Here is a 21,630-nt window from a genome sequence, read left to right on the forward strand (position 1 = left end):
AGGCAGGCCTTTGATAATTTTTTATGCCTAGAATAAAAGGAAGTTTTTATGGATATTAAACAGGTATCTTGTTTATCGTTAACGTCACTTCTCTTTGCTTCATCATTAACTGCTGCTTCTGAGTATACTCATCAGCTTGGGCGCCCAAGTGTTTCTTCAGCGAGTACCGCATTTTTAGGGGCTGCATTTGACTCTGATGCAAGTAGCTCTTGGCCATCGACTTGTTTAAATGGCTCACCGGTAATAGATAACCCAGGGAATACCACTCAAACGATAAGTTTAAATTCAAAGTATAACTATAGTAAATTAGAAGATAAACTTGATATCAAAGTAAATGGTGACCTGAATTTATTTGATATTATTAAGATGGATGATGAGCAAAAGTTCAAACGCACGGTGGAAGAAACGGATACTTCATATACGCTTTTACTGTCTTACAGCTATAAGGCACCTGTGGTTCGTTATAACCTACCCAATGCTGGTAATAGGTTGACAGAATTGGGGCAGCAAGCGTTAGATCAAGGCATAGAGGCGTTTTATCGTTTATGTGGTGATGCTTATATCAGCCAGCTTGAACGCGGAGGTAGTCTTTTTGTTAGCATTAAACTTGATTTTGCCAACAAAAGTATTAAAGATGAGTTTAAAGCTAGTGCTAACTTTAACTTTGCTGATTTTGGCAGTGTTAAAGCAACATTGAATAAAACCAGAAATAAATATTCTAATTTTGTTAATATCTATTTAACTGCTCATCAAATTGGTGGTGATCAGCTAGCTCTGGGTAATATTCTAGGGGTTGTATCTGGAGATAAAATAAAAGCTTGTTACTCATCTACAGAAAATAGCTATAACTGTGGTACTATTATCGATAATTTGAGCACTTATGTAAGCGCGAATGGTCCCCTGCTTAAATCCTGGAAAAATAATCCTGCTGTAACAGGAGTGATTACGACTAGCTACAGTGAGGTGCTGCTTAACAATCCACAGCACAGCTCTGAACTTACTCAAGCAATTATCAACTCGCGAGCGGCTATTTATAATAAATTTAAAGAGCAGCAAAAAATGTTGTCTCGTATTGAAACAGTGTTAAGCACTGATTTTTCACCACTTTTGCAAGAAAGGTGGAATAAAGTATTAGGTGATTATAATGAAGCTAAATCGTTCGTCAGATCTAATATAGAGGCATTAAAGTATGCTACAGGTGTTTGCTATTCATCATTAAATACTTGCAATATCACCAGAAAAAATACTATAGCTAATTTGGCTAAGGTCAAGTTACCAGTGGACCCTTATAGTGTTTATGATATTGGCGAAGTCCGCGTTGGTAAAGGTGGCACTGAAAAATATTGTCGTGCACCTGAGCTTTCGGTCATTGTAGGTGTAGGAGCACGTGTAAAAGGGGATGATGTCAAGGGTATCCGAATTGGCTACAGAAAATTGCTAGCTAGTGGTTCTTTAGGCTCTGTACAACATAAGCAGTGTGGAAGTGGCTACGAGAAATATGTAGAAGCCCCTTCGGGTCATGTTCTTACTGGGATTGAGTTTCGAATTAAGAGTGACAATGTTGCAGCAATCAATATCCTTTCAAAAAAATGGAACCATACTCTTAGAAAGCTAACAGGCAGTGTATTATCCACTAACAGCGGAACTGGCTATGAACAGTCACTCGATTTAAGAATAGATCAAATTAATAATCGATTTTACAATACCAACCATGTTGTATTGACAGGTATTGGTCTTAGATCTTCATCGGATGATGCTTCAGGTATCACTGGCACCGTTGGTTGGATTTACTAGCTGATTAGTAGTAACTGTAGACCCAGCTTATTGCTTGGACATAAAATGAACCCTTCACTATACCAGTTGAAGGGTTATATCCAATATGGAAAAAAATCATACTATTTTAGTGACAGGGGCTAATCGTGGCTTGGGGCTGGAAGCAGTCAAGCAATACAGTGAGGATGGTTGGCAAGTGGTCGCAACTTGTCGTACACCTGATACGGCAACTGAGTTGAATCAGCTAGCACAACAAAGTTCATCAATTACTGTTTATCCGTTAGATATGAATGACCTTGGGTCAATGACTTCACTGGCGAGTCAACTGGATCAACAAGCCATTGACTTACTTTGGTGCAATGCTGGTGTTTATGGCCCTAAAGGGATTGGTTTGGGAGAAATAACCACTGATGCCTGGATGGATACGTTAAAAATCAATACGGTCGCTCCTTTATTATTGGTACAACAGTTGTTGCCTCATATCCGCCGTAGTCAGCAGAAAACCATTGCATTAATGACCAGTAAAATGGGCAGTATGGCTGATAACTCTAGTGGAGGCAGTTATATTTATCGTAGTTCTAAGGCTGGGCTAAATGCGGTGGGGAAAAGTTTAGCTGAAGATCTACGCAGTGAGGGTATTAAAGTTGTGTTGTTACATCCTGGCTGGGTAAGGACTGCTATGGGTGGACCTAGTGGATTGATTGATGTCACTACTTCAATTAATGGCTTGCGTCAGGTGGTTGAATCATTAACTCTAGAAAAAAGTGGTAGATTTTATGCTTATGATGGTCAGGAAATTCCTTGGTAGTCTCATACTTTATAAAGTTGTACTGGGAAAAATAATTAAGATTCGCTGTTTTTTTGTTTAACTGGGTAGGGCAGCTCGATAGTGATATCGGATGTAGGCTTGGTGCAGCAAGCGAGAATACGTCCTTTAGGAATAAACGCAACAGGCTCTTCGGTGTATTCGATATTGCCATCAACTAATTCAACCTGACAGGCACCACAATAGCCTTGGCGGCATTGATATTCGGCTATCAGTTGTTGGGCTTCCATGGCTTCCAGTACGGTATGTTCTTCTCGTGGTATAAAGCTGAAGCCGTCAATTATTTTAATGATATTTGCCATATTTCTCCTTCGCATTGGCTATATTTCATTGCGAGGCTTGTGTCAGCCTTTTTGTCTGACACAAGGTTTTAGTAGGTTAGAGGTCGAAGTCAGTAAATTCAGATGTGTCTACTTGGCTGTCGATAGCACCGACCAAGTATGAGCTGATTTCTGCTTCTTGGGGGGCTACTTGCACATTGTCACTGACTAACCAGGCGTTCATCCAAGGTAATGGGTTGTTTTTGGTTTCGAAGGGAGCGGTAAAGCCAATAGCTAGCATTCGTTGGTTGGTAATATATTCGACGTATTGAGCAAGAATGTCTTTATTTAAACCAATCATTGAGCCATCTTTAAACAGGTATTCTGCCCACTCTTTTTCTTGCTCAGCCCCTTGAATAAAAATCTGGTGAGCTTCTTCTCGACACTCTTTGGCAATTTCGGCCATTTCTGGATCATCTTCACCACTGGCCATCAATTGCAGCATGTGCTGAGTACCCGTCAAGTGTAGGGCTTCGTCGCGAGCAATCAGTTTAATGATTTTAGCGTTGCCTTCCATTGTGGCCCGTTCGGCGAAGGCAAAGCTACAAGCAAAGCTGACATAAAAACGAATAGCTTCCAGGACATTGACAGAGACCAGAGTTAAATACAGCTTGCGCTTTAAATCACGTAGGCTGATGGTAATGGTGTCGTTACCCACTTTATGAGTACCTGTACCTAAGGTATGGTATAAGTTAATGCTCTCAATAAGCTCATCATAATATTGAGTAATTGCCGTAGCACGCTTTTGAATAGCCTCATTGGTGACAATATCATCAAACACATCACTGGGTTGGCTCATGATATTACGAATAATATGGGTATAGCTGCGGCTGTGGATGGTTTCACTGAAGGCCCAAGTTTCGATCCAGGTTTCTAATTCTGGTAGTGATACAATAGGCAGTAAAGCCACGTTAGGTGAGCGTCCTTGAATGGAATCGAGTAATGTTTGGTATTTTAGATTGCTGATAAAGATATGCTTTTCATGCTCTGGCAAGTCAGCAAAATCCCGTCTGTCGGTAGATAAATCGACTTCTTCGGGTCGCCAGAAAAAAGACAGTTGTTTCTCGATTAATTTTTCAAAAATTGGGTATTTTTGAATATCGTACCGAGAAATATTAACCAGCTCACCAAAAAACATTGGCTGGCTAGTGGGGGAAAAGTGCTCACGGTTAAATGTGGTGTAGCTCATGGTTACATTATCGACTCAGATTGGTGTTCTCAGGCTATTAACCGGCCCAGGTAAAAGAGCAGGCTGGCTTTTTGGCGCATGGTTTGGGAGTAACCCTTTAGCCAAGCGCCAGTTGGCCTATGCTAAATTTTGCATGCGCCTCCCGCGCAACCGTCATCCAAATCATTTTGGGAGTCTTCAGCACCATCACGGGTATTGTGATAGTAAAGTGTTTTAACACCCAATTTGTAAGCAGTTAATAAGTCTTGAATCATCAATTTCATTGGTACTTTGCCATCAGCAAATTTGCTGGGATCATAATTAGTATTGGCCGAAATAGTTTGATCAACAAACTTTTGCATAATCCCAACTAGCTGCAAGTAACCCTGATTAGATGGAATTTGCCATAGCAACTCATACTTTTCTTTGAGTTGTTCAAAATCAGGCACCACTTGTTTCAAGATGCCATCTTTACTGGCTTTAATACTGATATAGCCCCGAGGTGGCTCTATGCCATTGGTGGCATTACTAATTTGTGATGATGTCTCTGATGGCATCAATGCACTTAAAGTGCTGTTACGTAAGCCGTATCGTTTAATATCGGCACGTAATGCTTCCCAGTCGTAATGGAGTGGCTCTTGGCATACCTCGTTGAGGTCTTTTTTATACGTATCAATCGGTAAAATGCCTTCAGCATAGGTAGTTTCGTTAAACTTATTGCAAGCACCTTGCTCTTGTGCCAAACGATTAGAGGCTTTCAATAAGTAATACTGGATGGCTTCGAAAGTACGGTGGGTTAAGTTGTTGGCTGAGCCATCAGAGTATTTAGCACTATGTTTGGCCAGGTAATAGGCATAGTTAATAACACCAACACCTAATGTACGACGGTTGTCGCTGGAGTTTTGTGCTGCTGGAATAGGATAGTGCTGATAGCTGAGTAAACTGTCTAATGCGCGAACAATTAAGTCAGCTAGGCTTTCCAGCTCGTCTAGGTGGGCCAGTGCGCCTAGGTTAAATGCGGCAAGCGTACATAGGGCAATTTCCCCATTAGGGTCATCAAACCGATTAAGTGGTTTGGTCGGTAGGGCAATTTCTAGGCATAAGTTGCTTTGTTTAATTGGCGCAACATTCGCTTTAAAAGGGCTGTGGGTATTGCAGTGATCAACATTTTGTAAATAAACCCGACCTGTGCTGGCCCGTTCTTGTAAAAACAAGCTAAACAGTTCAATGGCTTTTACTTGTTTTTTGCGAATAGCGGGGTCTTGTTCATACTGGACATAAAGTGCTTCGAACTTTTCCTGGTCGGCAAAAAAGGCATCGTATAAACCGGGCACATCTGAAGGACTAAACAGAGTAATATGCTCGCCCTTAATTAAGCGTTGATACATCAGCTTATTAAATTGAACACCATAATCGAGATGTCGTACCCGGTTTTCCTCAACACCACGGTTGTTTTTTAACACCAGCAGTGATTCAACTTCTAAGTGCCAGATAGGATAAAACAAGGTAGCTGCCCCACCGCGAACACCACCTTGTGAACAACTTTTAACCGCCGTTTGGAAGTGTTTGTAAAAAGGGATACAGCCTGTGTGGAACGCCTCACCATTACGAATAGGGCTACCTAATGCGCGAATTCGACCAGCACCAATGCCAATACCTGCTCGTTGGCTGACATACTTAACAATTGCGCTAGAAGTGGCATTAATGGAATCTAATGAGTCATCGCACTCTATCAATACACAAGAGCTGAATTGTCGGGTAGGCGTTCTAACCCCAGCCATAATTGGTGTTGGTAGTGATAGCTTAAATCGTGAAACGGCATCATAAAACCGTTGAATATAATTTAACCGTTGCTCTTTAGGGTATTTTGCAAACAAACAAGCAGCAATTAAAACATACAAAAACTGTGGGCTTTCATAATATTCGCCAGTTACCCGGTTTTGCACCAAGTATTTGCCTTCCAACTGCTTAACGGCTGCATAGCAAAAGTTCATGTCCCGTTGGTGATCAATAAAACGGTCCATTTCGGTAAATTCGGTTTCTGTATAATCTTCCAGCAAGTGGCAATCATACTTACCCAGTTCAACTAAACGACAGACGTGGTTATACAGTGCCGGTGGTTCAAACTGGCCATAGGCTTTTTTACGCAGATGATAAATAGCCAGACGTGCAGCTAGGTACTGGTAATCAGGCGTATCAGTTGAAATTAAGTCTGCAGCCGATTTAATGATGGTTTCATGGATATCGGCGGTTTTAATACCGTCGAAAAACTGAATATGCGATTTTAGTTCTACCTGAGAAACAGAGACATTGTTAAGGCCTTCTGCTGCCCATGTAATCACCCGGTGGATTTTTTCCAGATCGATAGGTTCAGTTCGCCCATCGCGCTTAGTAACCATCAGGTTTTTATTCATGTAGTGGATACCTACCAAATGTTAAGTAAAAATCGAACAAACCCACCAGCACTGAATAAGTGTCAGTAAAGGTTGTTTTTTGCACAAGAACTATTTGAGCTTACAGTGATACACCTTACTAAGAAGGGATTTGCTGCCTCATTGGATAACTGCTGAAATCGGGCCGTGGAAAAAAATCCGCTATGCACTTGAAAATCGTTATTCATGATGCTAGGGCTCAGATAATTAAGCAGTACTATATGTAGTATAGAACGTTTCGGGCGGTACAAGATAATGCGGTTTCTAATTTATTGCAAGTAGTAATTCTCTATGGAAAACGTTGAAAAAATATGACAAAACAATTAGTTAGCAAACACTAACGATAAGTTGTTTTTACTCAGATAGTTAGCGGTTTTGCAAGAAAAAATTAGTAATAGTTTTGTTTAAAAAGAATACAACATCAGCCGCCTTTACGTCTATTTTTTGTTCTATTTATAAACACTTCTTGATGGTCTCATTAAACACTATAGTCAAATAATAATGGTTTTGCTTATTTGCTTGCTGGCGAAATATCCAGGTTAGATAATATTGTCTATCCTGTTACATGATTGATACAGTAACCATTACAGGCGAACGATATGATCGGTGCTGGCTTACTTTGGCAACATTATACTGTAAGCTGTCGTATTAACACATTAGCATTGTCTAACAAGTAACATCGACTAACAAAACAAGTAGTACTAACTAAGAAGAGTAGTGCAGTGGAACGTTCAGATAGCGATCGAATTCTTATTGTAGAGGATGACGAACGATTAGCCGCCTTGACTAAAGACTACCTTGAAAGCAATGGCTTGCAAGTGAGCATTGAGGCGGATGGCGGAAAGGCCGTGGAGAGAATTCGAAACGAGCAACCCGATCTCGTGGTACTGGATTTAATGCTACCCGGGGAGGATGGTGTGTCCATTTGTCGTCGGGCAAGAAACGATTATCAAGGACCTATTTTAATGCTTACAGCACGTACTGATGACTTAGACCAAGTGTTGGGGTTGGAAATGGGGGCTGATGATTATGTGGCCAAGCCAGTTCGGCCTCGCGTTTTGTTGGCGCGTATTCGTGCTTTGCTCCGGCGAAGTAGTCCTGCCACCTCAGCAGAACCAGAGCTACCGGTGACATCCCAGGCCCGTTTAGTGTTTGGTGAATTAGTTATTGATAATGCAATGCGAGAAGCTTGGTTAGCAGGAGAAAGCATTGATTTGACCAGTGCCGAGTTTGATTTGCTTTGGCTGCTTGCCAGTCATGCGGGTCGAGTATTAAGCCGGGAGGAAATATTTTCTTCATTACGTGGTATTGAGTATGACGGCCAAGATCGCTCCATTGATGTTAGAGTTTCGCGCATTCGTCCTAAAATAGGCGATGACCCCATGCATCCCCGCTTAATCAAAACGGTACGCAGTAGAGGCTATTTGTTTGTTAAAGACAAAAAAGAAGCCAATGGCCAATAACTATATCCAATGCTAAGGGCACAATAGGGCTTGGGTCGTGTTGCAGTTCTAATAAACTGCAACACGACCCAAGCCCCCAACTTTTTGATATACCCAGCAGGTTGGGTATAGCTGAATAAACTATGACCAGTATTTTTCTTCGTATTTATGGCGGTTTGCTGTTTACGTTGGTGTTGGTGGCGTTGTTATCAAGCTTGGCGGTTACCATCATCAATAGCGTGCGTATCCAAGAATATCGGGCTGAAATGGCCAGAGGCACATTTCGCTTAGTGGCGATGCAGCTCAAAAATAAACCAGACTCACTACAGGTTTTACTACTGCAACAGGCTGAACATTTATTAGGTATTCCACTTGAGCTGGTTAAACAACCAGATACAGATGCAATCAGTAAAGAAGATATACGACTGTTAAAGTCAGGGGATGTTAAAGTTATTCCTTTAGCTGAAAAACAAGCCCATATCTATGCTTGGATTCAGCCAGGTTTATTGTTGCGGGGAACGGTTTCTTCTATTTCTGAGCAACTGGCCTATGGCACCTTAATGCTGATCAAGCAGCATTTAATCAGTTTCCCCAGTGCTCATCGAGAAGAACAACTACAACAGTTGAAGGATGCTTTTAGTTATCCGTTACATATGTTGAAAACATCTGAGATAGGCTTATCCCCTCAACATCAACAGCGGTTACGTGATGGCCATATGGTAATGATATTAGGGCCGGAAGGGCAGTCAATTAAGCTGTATGTAGGACTTGAAGGCGGTAATCTAATCGGCATTGATCAAGGCCAAAAAGTATTAGCTGTTGGCCCCGTTTGGTTTTTAGAGCTATATCCACTCAGTTTACTGGTGACTATTGTGTTATTTGTGCTCACCTCGGTTAGCCTGGCTATTTACATTCTAGTGAGAGGGTTAGAACAACGACTGAAAAAAATGGAACACGCAGCGACGAGTATTTCCCGTGGTAATTTAGATGCCAGGGTGAGGGTAAGAGGTTCAGATTCCGTTGGTCGGCTGGCGATGGCATTTAATGGTATGGCCAGTCATATACAACGACTGTTGAGTATCCAAAAAGAAATGATTCGTGGGGTATCACATGAATTAAGAACCCCAGTTGCCCGATTGCGTTTTGGTTTGGAAATGGTGGCTGATGCTACTTCAAAAGAAGAGCAGCAAAAACAGTTGGAGGGAATGGATAAGGATATTCAAGAGCTGGATCATTTGGTTGATGAAATCTTAACCTATGCAAGCTTAGAGCAAGGTGCACCTGTTATTCATTTTAAGCGGGTTGATATTGAAGAAATTTTATCGCAAGTGGTTAATGAACAGTCTCATGTAAATCCGAGTATTGCTATTACCTTACAACCCAGTTATTTATCAGATCAGCGTCGTAAAGCTGATGTTGAGCGCCGCTATATGCACCGAGCGATACAAAACTTAGTTGCGAATGCCTGTCGTTATGCCAATGAAAAAGTGCAAGTGACATTTTCAGTAGGCTCCGACACTTGTCGTATTGATGTGGAAGATGACGGCCCAGGTATTCCTGAAAATGAATGGGACCGGGTATTTACCCCCTTTGCCCGCTTAGACGACAGTCGCACCCGAGCCTCAGGTGGGTATGGCTTAGGCCTTTCTATTGTACGACGGATTATGTATTGGCATAACGGCACCGCTCAAGTGGATCACAGTAGCTTGGGCGGCGCAAAGTTTAGCTTGGTGTGGCCAAGGCGAAAGGGGAGTTAGGGGGAGCCTTAAAAACCCTTGTTACTTTCATTGTATCTTCAAATATGGTTGCTTATTATCGTTAAGTGTATTCAGCCATAGAGTTAGTCCATCTGCGACTACACTGTTACTTACTTTCTGATAGATTCGGTAGGTCTAATTGCTTTACCTTGATAGCAGCTGCGGTATTTTTTTGCCAACATTAATATTACCTAATTATCATCATACCTAAGCTATATTTAGTAGCTTACCTGGTAGTGGAGGTGTTCTCAGTGCTACAAATGCTAGCCTAGGAATAAATTCTACTAAGCTAAATCTTCGATTAAATCGATACTGAAATTCAGCAAGATAACGTTGTGCATATTTAGCGCGAATAGCATGATAAGTACTACGTAAAGCACTTTTTAAGTTTCCAAGGATGGTGTTAACCCAATAAAATTCAGGTTCCTCTACTGATGCACGACCACCACCGCATACAATTTTATCATGAAGACAACCTGCTTCTATGACACCATTAAAACAGGCCAGTCCATCGGAGATTACGGTACTGCCCTTGGCCAAATTCTGCCTACTCCAAGCCGTTATCTCTTCTTTATTAAACCCTTTTAAAATGCTCAGTTTAATTCGTGTCGGTTGACCTTGTTTTGTTGTTTCTACGGCTGCTACAAAAGGTATTTTCCCATCTGCTCCCCTACCTCTTTTGCAACCTGTACGCTCACCACCAAGATAGGCATCATCAATTTCAATAAAACCCGACAATTGCTTGGTGCCTTCTCTTTCTTGCATCACTTTCATGAGCTTATGTTTCATTCTCCAGGCAGCTTGATAGGAAATACCTAAATGGCGATGTAATTCTATGGCTGATATACCTTTTTTGTCTTGGGAGATCAAATACATCCCTTGGAACCAAGTCTTTAATGGTAATTTGGTTGATTCAAAGATAGTACCTGCAGTTACAGATGTTTGCTGGTGACATTTATAGCACTGCTGAAGCTTTCTAGTAGTGAGTTGACAGCATTTGTCGTATCCACAATTGGGGCACTGAAAACCTTCTGGCCATCGCAATTTGTATAAGGTATTAAAGCATTGTTCTTCTGTACCATATTGTTTGAGAAACTCGTTTAAACTCAGGCCTTTTTGAAATTGAACTTTGTTGATAGCCATTATTTATACCTTCTCAATTAAGTTTCCATGCTGTTCAAATATACAGCAGTTAATGGCTTAGGTATAGTGATAATTAGGTAATATTATGGATAGATATACTAATTAAACTAGATTACAGTAAATATTTTGTAAAGTTTTGGTAAATATCTTCACTTTAGTAAAAAAACAGCTTATATTTTTAATACTGAAAGTTTGTGAGCAGTTACTTTTGAGTGACTGTATTTTAGCGCTAAATATACAATATATGAAAATACTCCATAAACTCACAAGTGTTATCTATTTTGTTCTGTCTGCCGCTGATTTAATAAATCGTAATTCACGTTTATTTTGGTGAAGGCGTATTTGTAATATATAAATACTATATGCCTATGTCTGAGAAAAAGGAATGTAAAGTGGTTTATCACTTCAAATCAGTAGTGATACAGCAGCTAACTTTGTTGTAAAGTAAAAATATAAAACAGCTGTTTTCCTTATTTTAAGTAAAGTCTCTGTTTTTCAAGGCTTGCACCTAAATCTGTCATAGTAATTTTTTTAATTTGGTTAATTTTAATATGTTGTATGACTTTGATGTAAAACTTAAAAAAATTGCTTGTTATAAGCTTGTTGTTATACTAGGACTCTTTTCACAGGAGGGGGTTGCGGCAACAAATCAAGTAGATATTATGGTTGCCTATTCTCAGGAGGCAAAAGCTTATTATGAAAAATACAATCTAACACCTTGCATCGAAGCTAAAAAGCATATTGATTACTCTAACGATGTACTAAACAATAGTCGAGTAAATTTAGAATTTAAGTTAGTAGACTGTCATTTTATTGATTTATCTATCAGTGAGGTTAGTGAGCCATTTTTATATCAGCTTATCGGAAATCGACAGTTGCAGCAATTACGTAGTAAGCTTAATGCAGATATTGTCGTCACTTTAACAGCAAGTGATGACACTAAAAATTATGGTTTAGCAAGCTATGATTACCATGCTGGTCTTAGAAAAATAATAAACAATAACAAACTTAAAGAAAAAACAAAATTTAGTATAAAACAATCATCCCAACCATTTGGACTGGTTCAGATTGATAAATGGAGGCAAGATCAGAGTAGGGATATAGTAATAAAAAATAAAAATGCAACGGATCATACTTTTACTCATGAGATTGGTCATTTAATGGGACTTTCTCATGATATTAAAACTACAGTTAATTTCAGTGATAATGATGGTCAAGATCATCTCAACGATTATATGGATTATATAAACAAAAATAGTTATACACTACCAAAGAATAGTATTAAGGTAGATGGTGAGGGTAATAGGAATTTTACTAATTCAAACGAATTACTTAATGAAATTCTGACAGAGCAAGTGAGAATTTATTTAACAACTGATGATGAAATAATAAAAGAGGTAGAAGCTCTTAGGGATCAAATATTAGTTGATGCATTATATATTCTTGAGTATTATGCAGGAAAAGATGGATTGATGTCATATCAAGATTATGTTGATAAAAATGTCGATGATTTTTGGTTTAATGGAATATTTGACTTTTCTTTAGGATATGCAGGTGAATTTAATTCTATAAAATATGGTACAATTATGTCTTATGGGGATAATATTATGCCGTATTTTTCTTCTATTGATTTGTTATGCTCTAGTGATAAAATAGGTCTATATGATGTCAAATGTGGCTCGGCAACTGCAAATGCCAGCAGATCTCTTAATTTAGTAGCTGCTAAAGTTGCTAACTTATGTCAGACCAGATCAGTAAAATCTGACTCAGAAAGCATGTCATTAGCATCTAATATAATAAATGCACATCTTATTAAACCAAAAAAATTACTAAGTGAAATTGACCCTGAAAGCTTTTCATCTGATACTCCAAAAAGCCTAGAGTATAATATATTTCTTAGCTATTTAACTATGCCTGATGAGAATGGTACGGATGGGATTTATCCCTGGAATGATAATACCCAGATAATATTTGATGAAAGTGATGATGGGATTTTGGCTGTAAATAAGATAGATAGCTATGCTCCTATTATTGGAGTTGAAATAGGTTGTGGTATTCAATCGTCAAAAATCTATAAACTTGCTGCAAAAGTGAAAACAAAAAAACCTGGTATTAGTACTTTATGGTTATACTATGAGCTGGCAAATATTAATCCTAGCACAGGAGAACTGTATAAAAAATGGTTTAAAGTAGCAGAGAAAAAAACTGATGACACTGGTTTTATTACGCTAGAGGGTGATGTTAAATTACCCAATAATATTAAAGTAGCAACTTTGGTTGTAACGGGTGAGCCTGGTAGTGAATTATTGATTAACAGAATGTATGTTATTGAACGAAATAATTAATAATCCCTATGTGTCTTTGTGGTGGAATTGATTGCTGTACCGCATTGATCGACCAGTGCGGTTATTTCCCAATAGTATGTCTAAAGATTGATTTGCATGATTTTTTGCTCAGAGTGGAAATGCTTGTGGTAGTAGTACACATACAGCTAGAGTAATGTATAAGTAAAAATACTGTCATTAATACAATCAAACAGAATCTCTACTAGAATCTGTTAATAGGCCATTCATAGAAAAAATTAAGAGTCCCTGAAAATTAAGGTGAAGCTTGAACAAATCACTTGTGCTGAAGTAGACGAAATGCGGAGTTTACAGAACCTTGCCTGAATCAATAAATTTCGTATTCACTATTTATTGACCTAAGTGTTTGAGTAAAAAGTCAGAGAGTACCTGCTTGTTTCACCATAAATACGGAAATTCTATTCAACCTGTAGCAAATAGTAGTTATCGCAATCATCGCCCTATTTGTTTATATTCAATTCATGTGGATATTAAGTCAGGTGAAGTTCATGTTTGAAAAGCTTGTAAACAGACACAACGAAACAAAATAACAACCACACATTTCTAGTATTAATAAATGGCTTTTTTCGTCTTTGCTTAGCTTTCATATGCGCCTTATATTCTGTGGCCTTCGACAACTGCTTCATGTATTGTTCTATCTCCCGTATCCATATAGTCTGCTACCTTCCTCTAACAAAAAAAGCATTATTTTTAGATACGCGAGTATCGAATAGCTTATTCCATGATCAGTATAGCAGTATTACCCGCTGCTCTTTTGGGTATTATATAGTTGAACTTTAGTATTAGTTGCCGACATACCCCATTTCATCGATTATCTTAAAGGTGTTCTTTTAACTAAGCGTTAGGCAATATGACAGATATATTTATAACAGGGGTAGGTAAATACCTACCTGGTAAGCCGGTGGCCAATAATGAGATGGAAGCTATTATCGGCAGGATCAGTGAGCGAAGCGCTGCGCTTGGGGCTGCTACCTTAAGAAAAAATGGCATTAAAACGCGGTATTATGCATTAGCGGCTAATGGCGAGCATACTCATACCAATGCACAAATGGCGGCTAAAGCGATTAATGGGGCATTAGCTCATGCTAGGCGGCCGCCAGATAGGGTTGATTATTTAGCCACCAGTACGACACAAGGTGACTACCTGGTACCGGGGTTTGCCAGTGCAGTGCACGGTGAGTTAGGTATTCCCCCTCTGGAATTGGCTTCGTTCCAAAGTGTATGTGCCAGCAGCCTAATGGCTGCAAAAAGTGCCTGGCTTACAGTTCGAACAGATGAAGCCAAGCTGGCTGTTGCCAGTGGTAGTGAATTTTCTAGCCGTTGGTTTCGACCAGGATTCTATCAGCCTTTTTATAATGAACACTCAAGACCTGATCCTGGATTGGAGTTTTTACGCTGGACCCTTTCTGATGGAGCAGGTGCCGCTGTGTTTGAACCAGAGCCCAAAGCACAAGGGGTTTCGCTGCGAGTTGATTGGATAAAACAAAAGTCGTTTGCCGATCGTTTTCCCCCTTGTATGTATGCTGGTACGGTATCTAATAAGACAACGGATAACCAACCGTGGAGTTTATATAATAGCCCTAGTGAAGCTTATCAAGCGGGAGCGATTGCATTAAAACAGGACTTTACTTTGCTTTATAAAATGTTTCCTGCCTGGGTGGGGTATTATCTTGAGTTATTAGATAAGTACCAGATTGATCCTCATGAGATTGATTATTTTCTGCCTCATTATTCGGCTCAATCACTAGGTCAGGAAATGAAAAAATTATTAGTCAAAACCGGTGCAATGATCCCTGAAGAACGCTGGTTTTCCAATTTGGCTTATTGCGGCAATACGGGTACTGCTTCAATATTTATTATGTTAGATGAACTAGTGAAAACGCAGCCTCTTACCTCAGGCCAAAAAATATTGTGTTTTGTGCCAGAAAGTGGTCGGGGTATTTGTTCGTTTATGTATTTAACTGTATTTGATAATAATTAAGGCTGTTACCATGACAACTAAAGGCTATCAACTCACTACCGTACAACAAGTACTGCGCAAATTAACAATTGTTTGGGCTGATTTTGAAAGTCGTTTACTCCAGGTGCCGATTATTTCTCGGGCAATGAATAATCAATTGCAATTGGATGATTATCGTATTTTATTGGCTGATCATTATCATCAAGTGAAAGAGGGAAGTGGTTGGATTTGTCGGGCTGCTTCGTCTATTACGGAACCTTATTTGGAACAACGAGCCGTATTTATTAGTCATGCATCAACTGAGCATATGGATTATCAAATGCTGGAGCGTTGTTATGTGGCAGCAGGTGGTTATATTAATGAGCTGTATAAACAAAGTAAAAATATTGGTTCAGAAGCATTATCTGCTTGGATGTATCATAAAGCCAGTCAGCCAAATCCTTTTGATTTGATAGGAGCAATGTTCATTATTGAAGGTTTAGGCAAACGGTTTGCCCAAACCTTTGCTGAAACATTGCATCATAATATGGGAATATCTGCAGAACAATTGGAATTTTATACCTACCATGCTGAGCATGATGGTGATCATCTTGATGAACTGGAAGCTATATTGAACACTGATATTTTAACTATTCCTCAATTACCCGATGAGATTATTCGCACGGCTAAAGTGACAGCAAGGCTTTATTTATTACAGTTGGAAGAGCTAGGCAATTATTAAATAGAACTTCTTGAAATGGTTTTATAACGGTTGGCTGGAGTACATAGCAAGATGGTGTGGCATAATAATTTTGAAGACCCGCAGGTTGATAAGAATGATCCTAATCCCTGGTTAGCCTTGTATTTAGATAAAAGCTTGCCTATGCATACAGAGGCAAAGCGAGCCCTATTACAAGGGCATAATAGTTGGTCTAGACGACTGTTACTGCCAATTATCAGGCCGTTAGCACGGCTAATGATTGTATTGGTACAGTTATTACGGATGGTTATTCCCAATAAATGGAATTCTTCAAAGCTCTTACACTACACAATTTATTGGGGACTAAAACATCTTGTAAAAAGAGATGCTAACTATTTAATTCTAAGGCACTTTAATATTGGTACGGAACTACTTCAGTTTATTGCTGATAATATAGGCGTAAAAATTGAATCCACTATACCATTAAAGCCAAAAAAACTGGAAGATTTAAAAGATGATACATTCCTTATTCATGATCTTAATGTGTATAACTTTATAGCAGAGTTAAATACTAAGTTGAGTGAAGAAGCAAGAGACTTTAAAGCACCATCAACGATTAATTATGATGCCATTACCGATGGTGAATTTGATCTAGATCCTGGAAAACAAAGCATTCTGAATGTTGTTGACTTACAAACAGCTGTTGAAGCTTATACGCCATTATATGCATTACTTTTATCTGATCATGACTTTTGGCGGGCAAGTAATTCTTTACAGTTAGACGAAACTTTTGCTATTTATATCAGTAAACTGATGAATGATCCTCTGGCTGTTATGTTGGTAAGTAATCGTCATCCATCAGTCCCTTTTTCAACTTTGCAAGCTGGGTTTCGACTAATGTTACATGGCTTGGATGCAGAGATTTTACATGGTTATCTTAGAGAGCAAAAACGTAAATCACAATATACCCTTCACGAATGATTTCTAGGTGTAAAAATAAAGCGGTATATACTCAAAGCGCAGGGTTCTTAGGCGAGGCCATCGAGTGATGAAGCCTCAGGAGTTTAGATAGGCTAAATGACTGGGGTGAAGAGCGATGGTAACAAAGCCTAGGAATCATTCGCGAAGAGTATAGTAAAGGCACTTAAATCTATGTGCCTTTACTTTATATTGTAGTTATTTATCAAAATAACTTAGCGATATATGATAATTATTTTCTTCTGATGTATCTAAATCCGGCGCGTTGATTACCTCCTTGGGTGCATTGGGCTCAAAGTTAGGATCGATATACTCTCGAATTAAGTGGGTTGAATTGACGTTATATTTTTCTTTAATAGCAGCGGAAGGTGTTTGCTGGTATTGCTCTTCATAGACAGCACTAATAGGGGGTAGATTAAACCCTTTTGCTAGTACTAAATCTGTAGAACGTAGTGTGCCTTCGACCCAACCTTGGTAGTCAGAATAAGCTTCTCCACAAATATATAAGCCTGGTAGGGGCTCAGCTAGCTGAGCCATCACTTCTTTATCATCAGCATGTAAAGCCCATTGATGTACCCCATAACCAAACTGTTCACTGGGATTGGCTTCAAAGCGAGTTGTTCCATCCCATATGCGTGCGCTAGTTAAAGTAGGTTGTGGCACATAGTGGGTTGAAAACAATGATTTAAAGAATTCGGTCGCTGTATTAACCACAGCTTGAGAAGCTGCAAAGAAATGTCCTTTATACTTCTCTTGCATCGGTGAGTCAAATAAAGGCCCATTATGTTGTAAAGCCTTCCAAAAATTGATATTTAAATAATCACAATAAATCGTTAATGCGGCAGGTTTTTCATATTTACTTTGATTAATTTCATCTATTTTTTCATTTAAGTGTTTTGGTACATTTTTTTGATGACTTTTAAGCCAATTTTGATATTCCAGAGCTGCAACAAGCTCGTTATTTATAGCATAAAATGGGTAGACGGAGCCTAAGGGTAAATCAGAGAAGTTAGGCCCAAATTCTACAGGAGGACGACCAGTAATGCTATTACCCCACCAAGCTTTGTCGTAATATAAATTAATCTTTAGTAGTGCTTGATTTGTAGTGGCTTGTAAGGTATTCCATAATTGCCTGGATTGGTCTCCAGGTAAGCGATTTAATGCATTGGAGTTGATAAACAGTTTTTCCAGTGCCAGCCTAGGTAATCCAAGAATGACTTGCTTGGCATGAATGGTATTTTCTTTGATATCTCCGTTGGGAGCTGTCGTGTGATAGGTTAGTTCATAATCGCCTTGTTTTTCACGCCGATCAATACTAGCCAAATGTGTTTTTAAGAAAATACGTTCTTTGCCTATAGTATTAACCAGTGCGTTTGGTAAGGTACAAAAGCCATCTTTTAAGGTTCTAAATTGTGGATCGTTAGGAAAATCTTCTAACAGTTGATAGGCGACACCTGCATTCATTTGTGACAAGAAAGTGCCATTAAATCCTAATAAACGATAGAGTAAGGTGACAGACTCATTGGAATAACCCATCTCGGTTAATAGATTCCAAAGTGTCCAGTCTTTCAGGTAGACGCCATCCCACTGACACTCCAGCCGAAACTTTTGCCAAAAAGTGGGGGTGCGTTTGCTTGGCCTTTCAGTAAAATGAGGGTTTGCATCAAGAATACGATTAAAAACGGTATTAATAATGGATTTTGGGTCAATCCCTTGTTCAATGGGCTCAAGGTTATAAAGTTCACTCCAGATAGAGTAGTTATTTTCTTTGGACTTTTGGTTATTAAAGCTCTTACCTCTAAAGTAAAGTCTATTGTTACCACCGCTATCCATAGGAAATGGGACAATTTGATCGTCAATATCCAGTAATAAAAACAGACTCATCAAGTCATCCATATTATCAAAAGTGAAACGCATTCCACCTTCTTCTTCCTTGACGGTAATCTCATCACTGAACTCAATAAGATCAGAGTCTAAACGACCACCAGTGCGATGTGAGCGTTCTAAAATAACAATACTTTTTTCTGGACAGTCTCTTAAAATTCGCCAGGTAGCATATAAGCCAGCCATACCTGCGCCCACGACAACGACATCCGCTGTTGCTGGAACCTGTTTACTGTGGGCTAAATCTTTAAATGTGTAATGTGGCATAGTTCCTCCTTGGAATAGGGTATACTCTTCGTTAATGATTGTTACCGTCGATCTTTACCCCTGTCATTTAGTTTACTAAACTCCTGGGGCTTCATCGCTTGGTGGCCGCGCCTAAGCTTTCCAGTAGCGCTTTTGTAGAAATTAAAGGTGCTACCGCAAGTTTCACGGTAGTAAACTTGCCCTTCATTGTGAGTATATATTGCTTCATTTTGCACTTAAAATTGATTAATGATTGGGGGATATGCTTAAAAAGGAGCGATTCCTTCTTCAGGCAAGGGCACTTCAAAAGAAAATATAACTGTCGTAATCATCCGATACATGCCGCAGGCAATAGTAAGATCAAGTAAACCTTTTAAACCCAAAAACTCAACTAACATATTTTGTGTTTTTAACGGAATATTTCGTTGATGAACAATATGATGAGCAACTTGCCATGTGGCTAAATATAAAGGTTTCATATCAGCTGTTGCAATATCGCCATCAAGTACTTGATCTATAACCGTTTGTGGCAATCCAGCTTTAAGGGCTGGTTGAATGTGTTTTTCCCAAACAAAAGGTGCACCTATTTCTCGTGCGGTGGCTAATATTCCCAATTCTCGGATATCTCCAGCTAACTGACTTTCATAGCGGACATAAGTGCCTAATTGGCCAACATGTTCTGCTAAAATTGGATGGTTTAGCAGTGTACGATACATGCCGGATAAGTTTTCTCTAGGCCCTAGAAGCTTATCGTAAATGATTTTGCCTTGATCATCTAAATTGTTTCTGTCGGGTAAGGGAAGCTTCGCCATAATTTTTCCTTATATTTAACCGTCAACCCAGGATGTATGTTCTACCATTTCTTGTCGCCAAGGATTAATTGGGGTTTGATATTGTGGATCACATCGAGCATCAATAATAAATGGCCCTGTTGCCTTAAATGCTTGCTCAAAAGCTGCTGATAATAGTTGGGGTTGCTCAACCCGAATACCATCTCCACCCAGTGAGCGGGAAAAAGCAGCCCAGTCATGAGTACTGAGTGTAGTAATTTTTTTAGCGATAGGAGACTTGGCTCTTAGGTATACATTACCTAGTGCACTGTTATTGATGATTAAAACAATTAAATGGATATTATGGTGAGCGGCTGTTTGTATTTCTATCCCATTCATTAGCATGCAGCCATCACCTGTCACCACGACACAAGGTTTATCTGGGCAGGCAATTTTCGCTCCTACTCCGGCAGGAATAGCCCAACCCATAGGTGCAAGTGCAGTGGCAGTTAAATAACTTCTAGGATGACTACTATCCCAGTAATGTCCAGTAAATGCTCTATGAGCACCTGAGTCGCCGATAATCATTGTATTTCTAGGTGCCGCTTGTTGTAATTCTGCAATGACTCGAGCAGGGTGCATGGGCGCTGCATTACTTTGTATATTTTTCATTTGGTAATAACGAGGACATTCTTTAATAGTGGCGAGCCATTGTTGTCGACACTTATTGCCTATTTTTAATGTTTCAAGTTGTTTGTATTGACTAGACGTTAACAACCAAGTTAAAAGTGTATTCGCGTCTGCATTAATAGCGTAATTAATCGGAAAATTTTTGGAAAAAACAGTAGTATCTACATCAACATGATAAATACCTGCTTGTGGATTTAAGTGCTTATCCCAGCGCATAGTATCCCGTTGATTAAGGCTCGAACCAATGACAATTAACAGGGTAATATTAGCAACCCCTTTGTTGGGGCAAGTTTCATCTTCTGTATTACTGTTAAGTAATGCACGTGACGCATGATGAGTGCCAGCATAACCAAATACTCCCAGTGATAGGGGATCATCTTCAGGGAAAACCCCTTTTGCTTTTAACGTGGTAGCAACAGGAATTTGATATTGAATGGCAAATTGATATAACGCTTCACTAGCCTCTGAGCGAGTACAGCCGCTGCCAGCTAAAATAGCAATATTACCCTTAGCATTTTGAACAAGTGCTGTTAGTAATTGGTTGGCACCTGTTAAGTCAATAAAGCTGGGTTGCTTAACTTCACTTTTAAGGCTCGCTTCGATACTATTTTCATAGTCAATGGTTTCAGTTTGTATTTCTTTAGGAATGCTTAAACTGACGGGTTGAGGTTTAAGGCCTAACATGGTTCTAATGGCGGTATGTAAATAATGGGGAACTAGTTTGCTACTGGGAATTTGCTGGGCAAAAGAGGTAACAGGCCGTAATAAATTAATGTCATTTAAACCAGCAGCACTGGCATCTTGAAAACCGCCTTTGCCACTCCACTGGGTTGGTATTTCACCTGTAATGGCGAGGATAGGGGATTGATCAGTATAAGCGGTAGCTAATGGCCCAACCATATTGGCTGTACCAGGGCCACCAATACCCATACAAACACCAAATTTACCACTGGCTCGGGCATAGCCATCAGCCATATAAGCCGCACCTGTTTCACTGGCTGCAACAATGGCTTTCATATCATCTGGCTGCTCGCCAAATTCATCAAGAAAGGGATCAACTACGCCACCTGGAACCATAAAAACATGAGAAACACCATATTGTTTGATGGTGTTAAATATATATTTTGTTGTTTTTGTTCCGGTCGTCATGTACAACTCCCTTTAAATCCATTTTACATTAGTTTACTTTGATAATATCA

The 21,630-nt window shown here is 39.4% G+C and carries 16 protein-coding genes; 9 read left to right on the forward strand and 7 right to left on the reverse strand.

The window, feature by feature from the left end:
* Nucleotides 1–48 precede the first annotated feature (48 nt).
* Both G4Y78_RS09970 and G4Y78_RS09975 read left to right on the forward strand, forming a co-directional pair.
* Nucleotides 49–1,794 (forward strand): hypothetical protein, encoded by a 1,746-nt coding sequence (locus tag G4Y78_RS09970; protein ID WP_163832878.1) that lies wholly within the window; start codon nt 49–51, stop codon nt 1,792–1,794.
* 85 nt (nt 1,795–1,879) lie between these two features.
* On the forward strand, nt 1,880–2,581 hold the full coding sequence (locus G4Y78_RS09975; protein WP_163832879.1) for an SDR family oxidoreductase: 702 nt from the start codon (nt 1,880–1,882) through the stop codon (nt 2,579–2,581).
* Nucleotides 2,582–2,616: 35 nt separating this feature from the next.
* On the opposite strand, the gene yfaE is transcribed toward G4Y78_RS09975, so the two are convergent.
* From yfaE to nrdA, 3 genes are all read right to left on the reverse strand, one after another.
* The gene (gene yfaE / locus G4Y78_RS09980; RefSeq protein WP_163832880.1) at nt 2,617–2,901 is read right to left on the reverse strand and encodes a class I ribonucleotide reductase maintenance protein YfaE; all 285 of its coding nucleotides are present in this window, start codon (nt 2,899–2,901) and stop codon (nt 2,617–2,619) included.
* A 76-nt stretch (nt 2,902–2,977) separates the two neighbouring features.
* Entirely contained in the window at nt 2,978–4,108 is a 1,131-nt protein-coding gene (gene nrdB, locus G4Y78_RS09985) for a class Ia ribonucleoside-diphosphate reductase subunit beta (protein ID WP_163832881.1), read from the reverse strand.
* Nucleotides 4,109–4,230: 122 nt separating this feature from the next.
* Entirely contained in the window at nt 4,231–6,501 is a 2,271-nt protein-coding gene (gene nrdA / locus G4Y78_RS09990) for a class 1a ribonucleoside-diphosphate reductase subunit alpha (RefSeq protein ID WP_163832882.1), read from the reverse strand.
* Between the two features lie 740 nt (nt 6,502–7,241).
* Here nrdA and G4Y78_RS09995 point away from each other — a divergent pair.
* Together G4Y78_RS09995 and G4Y78_RS10000 are read left to right on the forward strand one after the other, a co-directional pair.
* Nucleotides 7,242–7,982: a winged helix-turn-helix domain-containing protein gene (locus G4Y78_RS09995; RefSeq protein WP_163832883.1), complete on the forward strand. Its 741-nt coding sequence runs from the start codon at nt 7,242–7,244 to the stop codon at nt 7,980–7,982.
* A 122-nt stretch (nt 7,983–8,104) separates the two neighbouring features.
* Nucleotides 8,105–9,718: an ATP-binding protein gene (locus G4Y78_RS10000; RefSeq protein ID WP_163832884.1), complete on the forward strand. Its 1,614-nt coding sequence runs from the start codon at nt 8,105–8,107 to the stop codon at nt 9,716–9,718.
* Between the two features lie 207 nt (nt 9,719–9,925).
* Here G4Y78_RS10000 and G4Y78_RS10005 read toward each other — a convergent pair whose 3' ends face one another.
* Nucleotides 9,926–10,861 (reverse strand): IS1595 family transposase, encoded by a 936-nt coding sequence (locus G4Y78_RS10005; RefSeq protein ID WP_163830705.1) that lies wholly within the window; start codon nt 10,859–10,861, stop codon nt 9,926–9,928.
* A gap of 551 nt (nt 10,862–11,412) precedes the next feature.
* On the opposite strand from G4Y78_RS10005, the gene G4Y78_RS10010 reads away from it, so the two are divergent.
* The 5 genes from G4Y78_RS10010 to G4Y78_RS10030 all read left to right on the forward strand — a co-directional run bounded on the left by G4Y78_RS10010 (nt 11,413) and on the right by G4Y78_RS10030 (nt 16,844).
* A complete protein-coding gene (locus tag G4Y78_RS10010; protein WP_163832885.1) occupies nt 11,413–13,206 on the forward strand; it encodes a zinc-dependent metalloprotease family protein in 1,794 nt (597 codons plus the stop codon).
* 391 nt (nt 13,207–13,597) lie between these two features.
* On the forward strand, nt 13,598–13,720 hold the full coding sequence (locus G4Y78_RS31675; protein WP_163832886.1) for an RNHCP domain-containing protein: 123 nt from the start codon (nt 13,598–13,600) through the stop codon (nt 13,718–13,720).
* Between the two features lie 354 nt (nt 13,721–14,074).
* Nucleotides 14,075–15,205, forward strand: coding sequence for a beta-ketoacyl-ACP synthase III (locus G4Y78_RS10020; RefSeq protein ID WP_163832887.1), 1,131 nt, complete (start codon nt 14,075–14,077; stop codon nt 15,203–15,205).
* A 10-nt stretch (nt 15,206–15,215) separates the two neighbouring features.
* Nucleotides 15,216–15,905 carry an iron-containing redox enzyme family protein gene (locus tag G4Y78_RS10025; RefSeq protein ID WP_163832888.1) on the forward strand — a complete coding sequence of 230 codons (690 nt, stop codon included), beginning with the start codon at nt 15,216–15,218 and terminating at the stop codon, nt 15,903–15,905.
* A gap of 51 nt (nt 15,906–15,956) precedes the next feature.
* Nucleotides 15,957–16,844, forward strand: coding sequence for a DUF6999 family protein (locus G4Y78_RS10030; protein ID WP_163832889.1), 888 nt, complete (start codon nt 15,957–15,959; stop codon nt 16,842–16,844).
* Between the two features lie 195 nt (nt 16,845–17,039).
* Here the strand turns inward: G4Y78_RS10030 and G4Y78_RS10035 are convergent, their stop codons facing one another.
* From G4Y78_RS10035 to G4Y78_RS10045, 3 genes are all read right to left on the reverse strand, one after another.
* Nucleotides 17,040–18,992 (reverse strand): FAD-dependent oxidoreductase, encoded by a 1,953-nt coding sequence (locus tag G4Y78_RS10035; protein ID WP_163832890.1) that lies wholly within the window; start codon nt 18,990–18,992, stop codon nt 17,040–17,042.
* A 245-nt stretch (nt 18,993–19,237) separates the two neighbouring features.
* On the reverse strand, nt 19,238–19,783 hold the full coding sequence (locus G4Y78_RS10040) for a carboxymuconolactone decarboxylase family protein (protein ID WP_163832891.1): 546 nt from the start codon (nt 19,781–19,783) through the stop codon (nt 19,238–19,240).
* A gap of 15 nt (nt 19,784–19,798) precedes the next feature.
* Nucleotides 19,799–21,580: a thiamine pyrophosphate-binding protein gene (locus G4Y78_RS10045; RefSeq protein WP_163832892.1), complete on the reverse strand. Its 1,782-nt coding sequence runs from the start codon at nt 21,578–21,580 to the stop codon at nt 19,799–19,801.
* Between the last annotated feature and the right edge of the window lie 50 nt (nt 21,581–21,630).

It is taken from the genome of Spartinivicinus ruber (assembly GCF_011009015.1).
GTDB classification, from domain to species: domain Bacteria; phylum Pseudomonadota; class Gammaproteobacteria; order Pseudomonadales; family Zooshikellaceae; genus Spartinivicinus; species Spartinivicinus ruber.

Coding starts and splice junctions, on each gene's coding strand:
- G4Y78_RS10025 (WP_163832888.1), top strand. CDS start 15,216: ATGACAACTAAAGGCTATCAACTCACTACCGTACAACAAGTACTGCGC.
- G4Y78_RS10010 (WP_163832885.1), top strand. CDS start 11,413: ATGTTGTATGACTTTGATGTAAAACTTAAAAAAATTGCTTGTTATAAG.
- G4Y78_RS10035 (WP_163832890.1), bottom strand. CDS start 18,992: ATGCCACATTACACATTTAAAGATTTAGCCCACAGTAAACAGGTTCCA.
- G4Y78_RS10000 (WP_163832884.1), top strand. CDS start 8,105: ATGACCAGTATTTTTCTTCGTATTTATGGCGGTTTGCTGTTTACGTTG.
- nrdA (WP_163832882.1), bottom strand. CDS start 6,501: ATGAATAAAAACCTGATGGTTACTAAGCGCGATGGGCGAACTGAACCT.
- yfaE (WP_163832880.1), bottom strand. CDS start 2,901: ATGGCAAATATCATTAAAATAATTGACGGCTTCAGCTTTATACCACGA.
- G4Y78_RS09975 (WP_163832879.1), top strand. CDS start 1,880: ATGGAAAAAAATCATACTATTTTAGTGACAGGGGCTAATCGTGGCTTG.
- G4Y78_RS10040 (WP_163832891.1), bottom strand. CDS start 19,783: ATGGCGAAGCTTCCCTTACCCGACAGAAACAATTTAGATGATCAAGGC.
- G4Y78_RS10020 (WP_163832887.1), top strand. CDS start 14,075: ATGACAGATATATTTATAACAGGGGTAGGTAAATACCTACCTGGTAAG.
- G4Y78_RS10030 (WP_163832889.1), top strand. CDS start 15,957: ATGGTGTGGCATAATAATTTTGAAGACCCGCAGGTTGATAAGAATGAT.
- G4Y78_RS10005 (WP_163830705.1), bottom strand. CDS start 10,861: ATGGCTATCAACAAAGTTCAATTTCAAAAAGGCCTGAGTTTAAACGAG.
- G4Y78_RS10045 (WP_163832892.1), bottom strand. CDS start 21,580: ATGACGACCGGAACAAAAACAACAAAATATATATTTAACACCATCAAA.
- nrdB (WP_163832881.1), bottom strand. CDS start 4,108: ATGAGCTACACCACATTTAACCGTGAGCACTTTTCCCCCACTAGCCAG.
- G4Y78_RS09970 (WP_163832878.1), top strand. CDS start 49: ATGGATATTAAACAGGTATCTTGTTTATCGTTAACGTCACTTCTCTTT.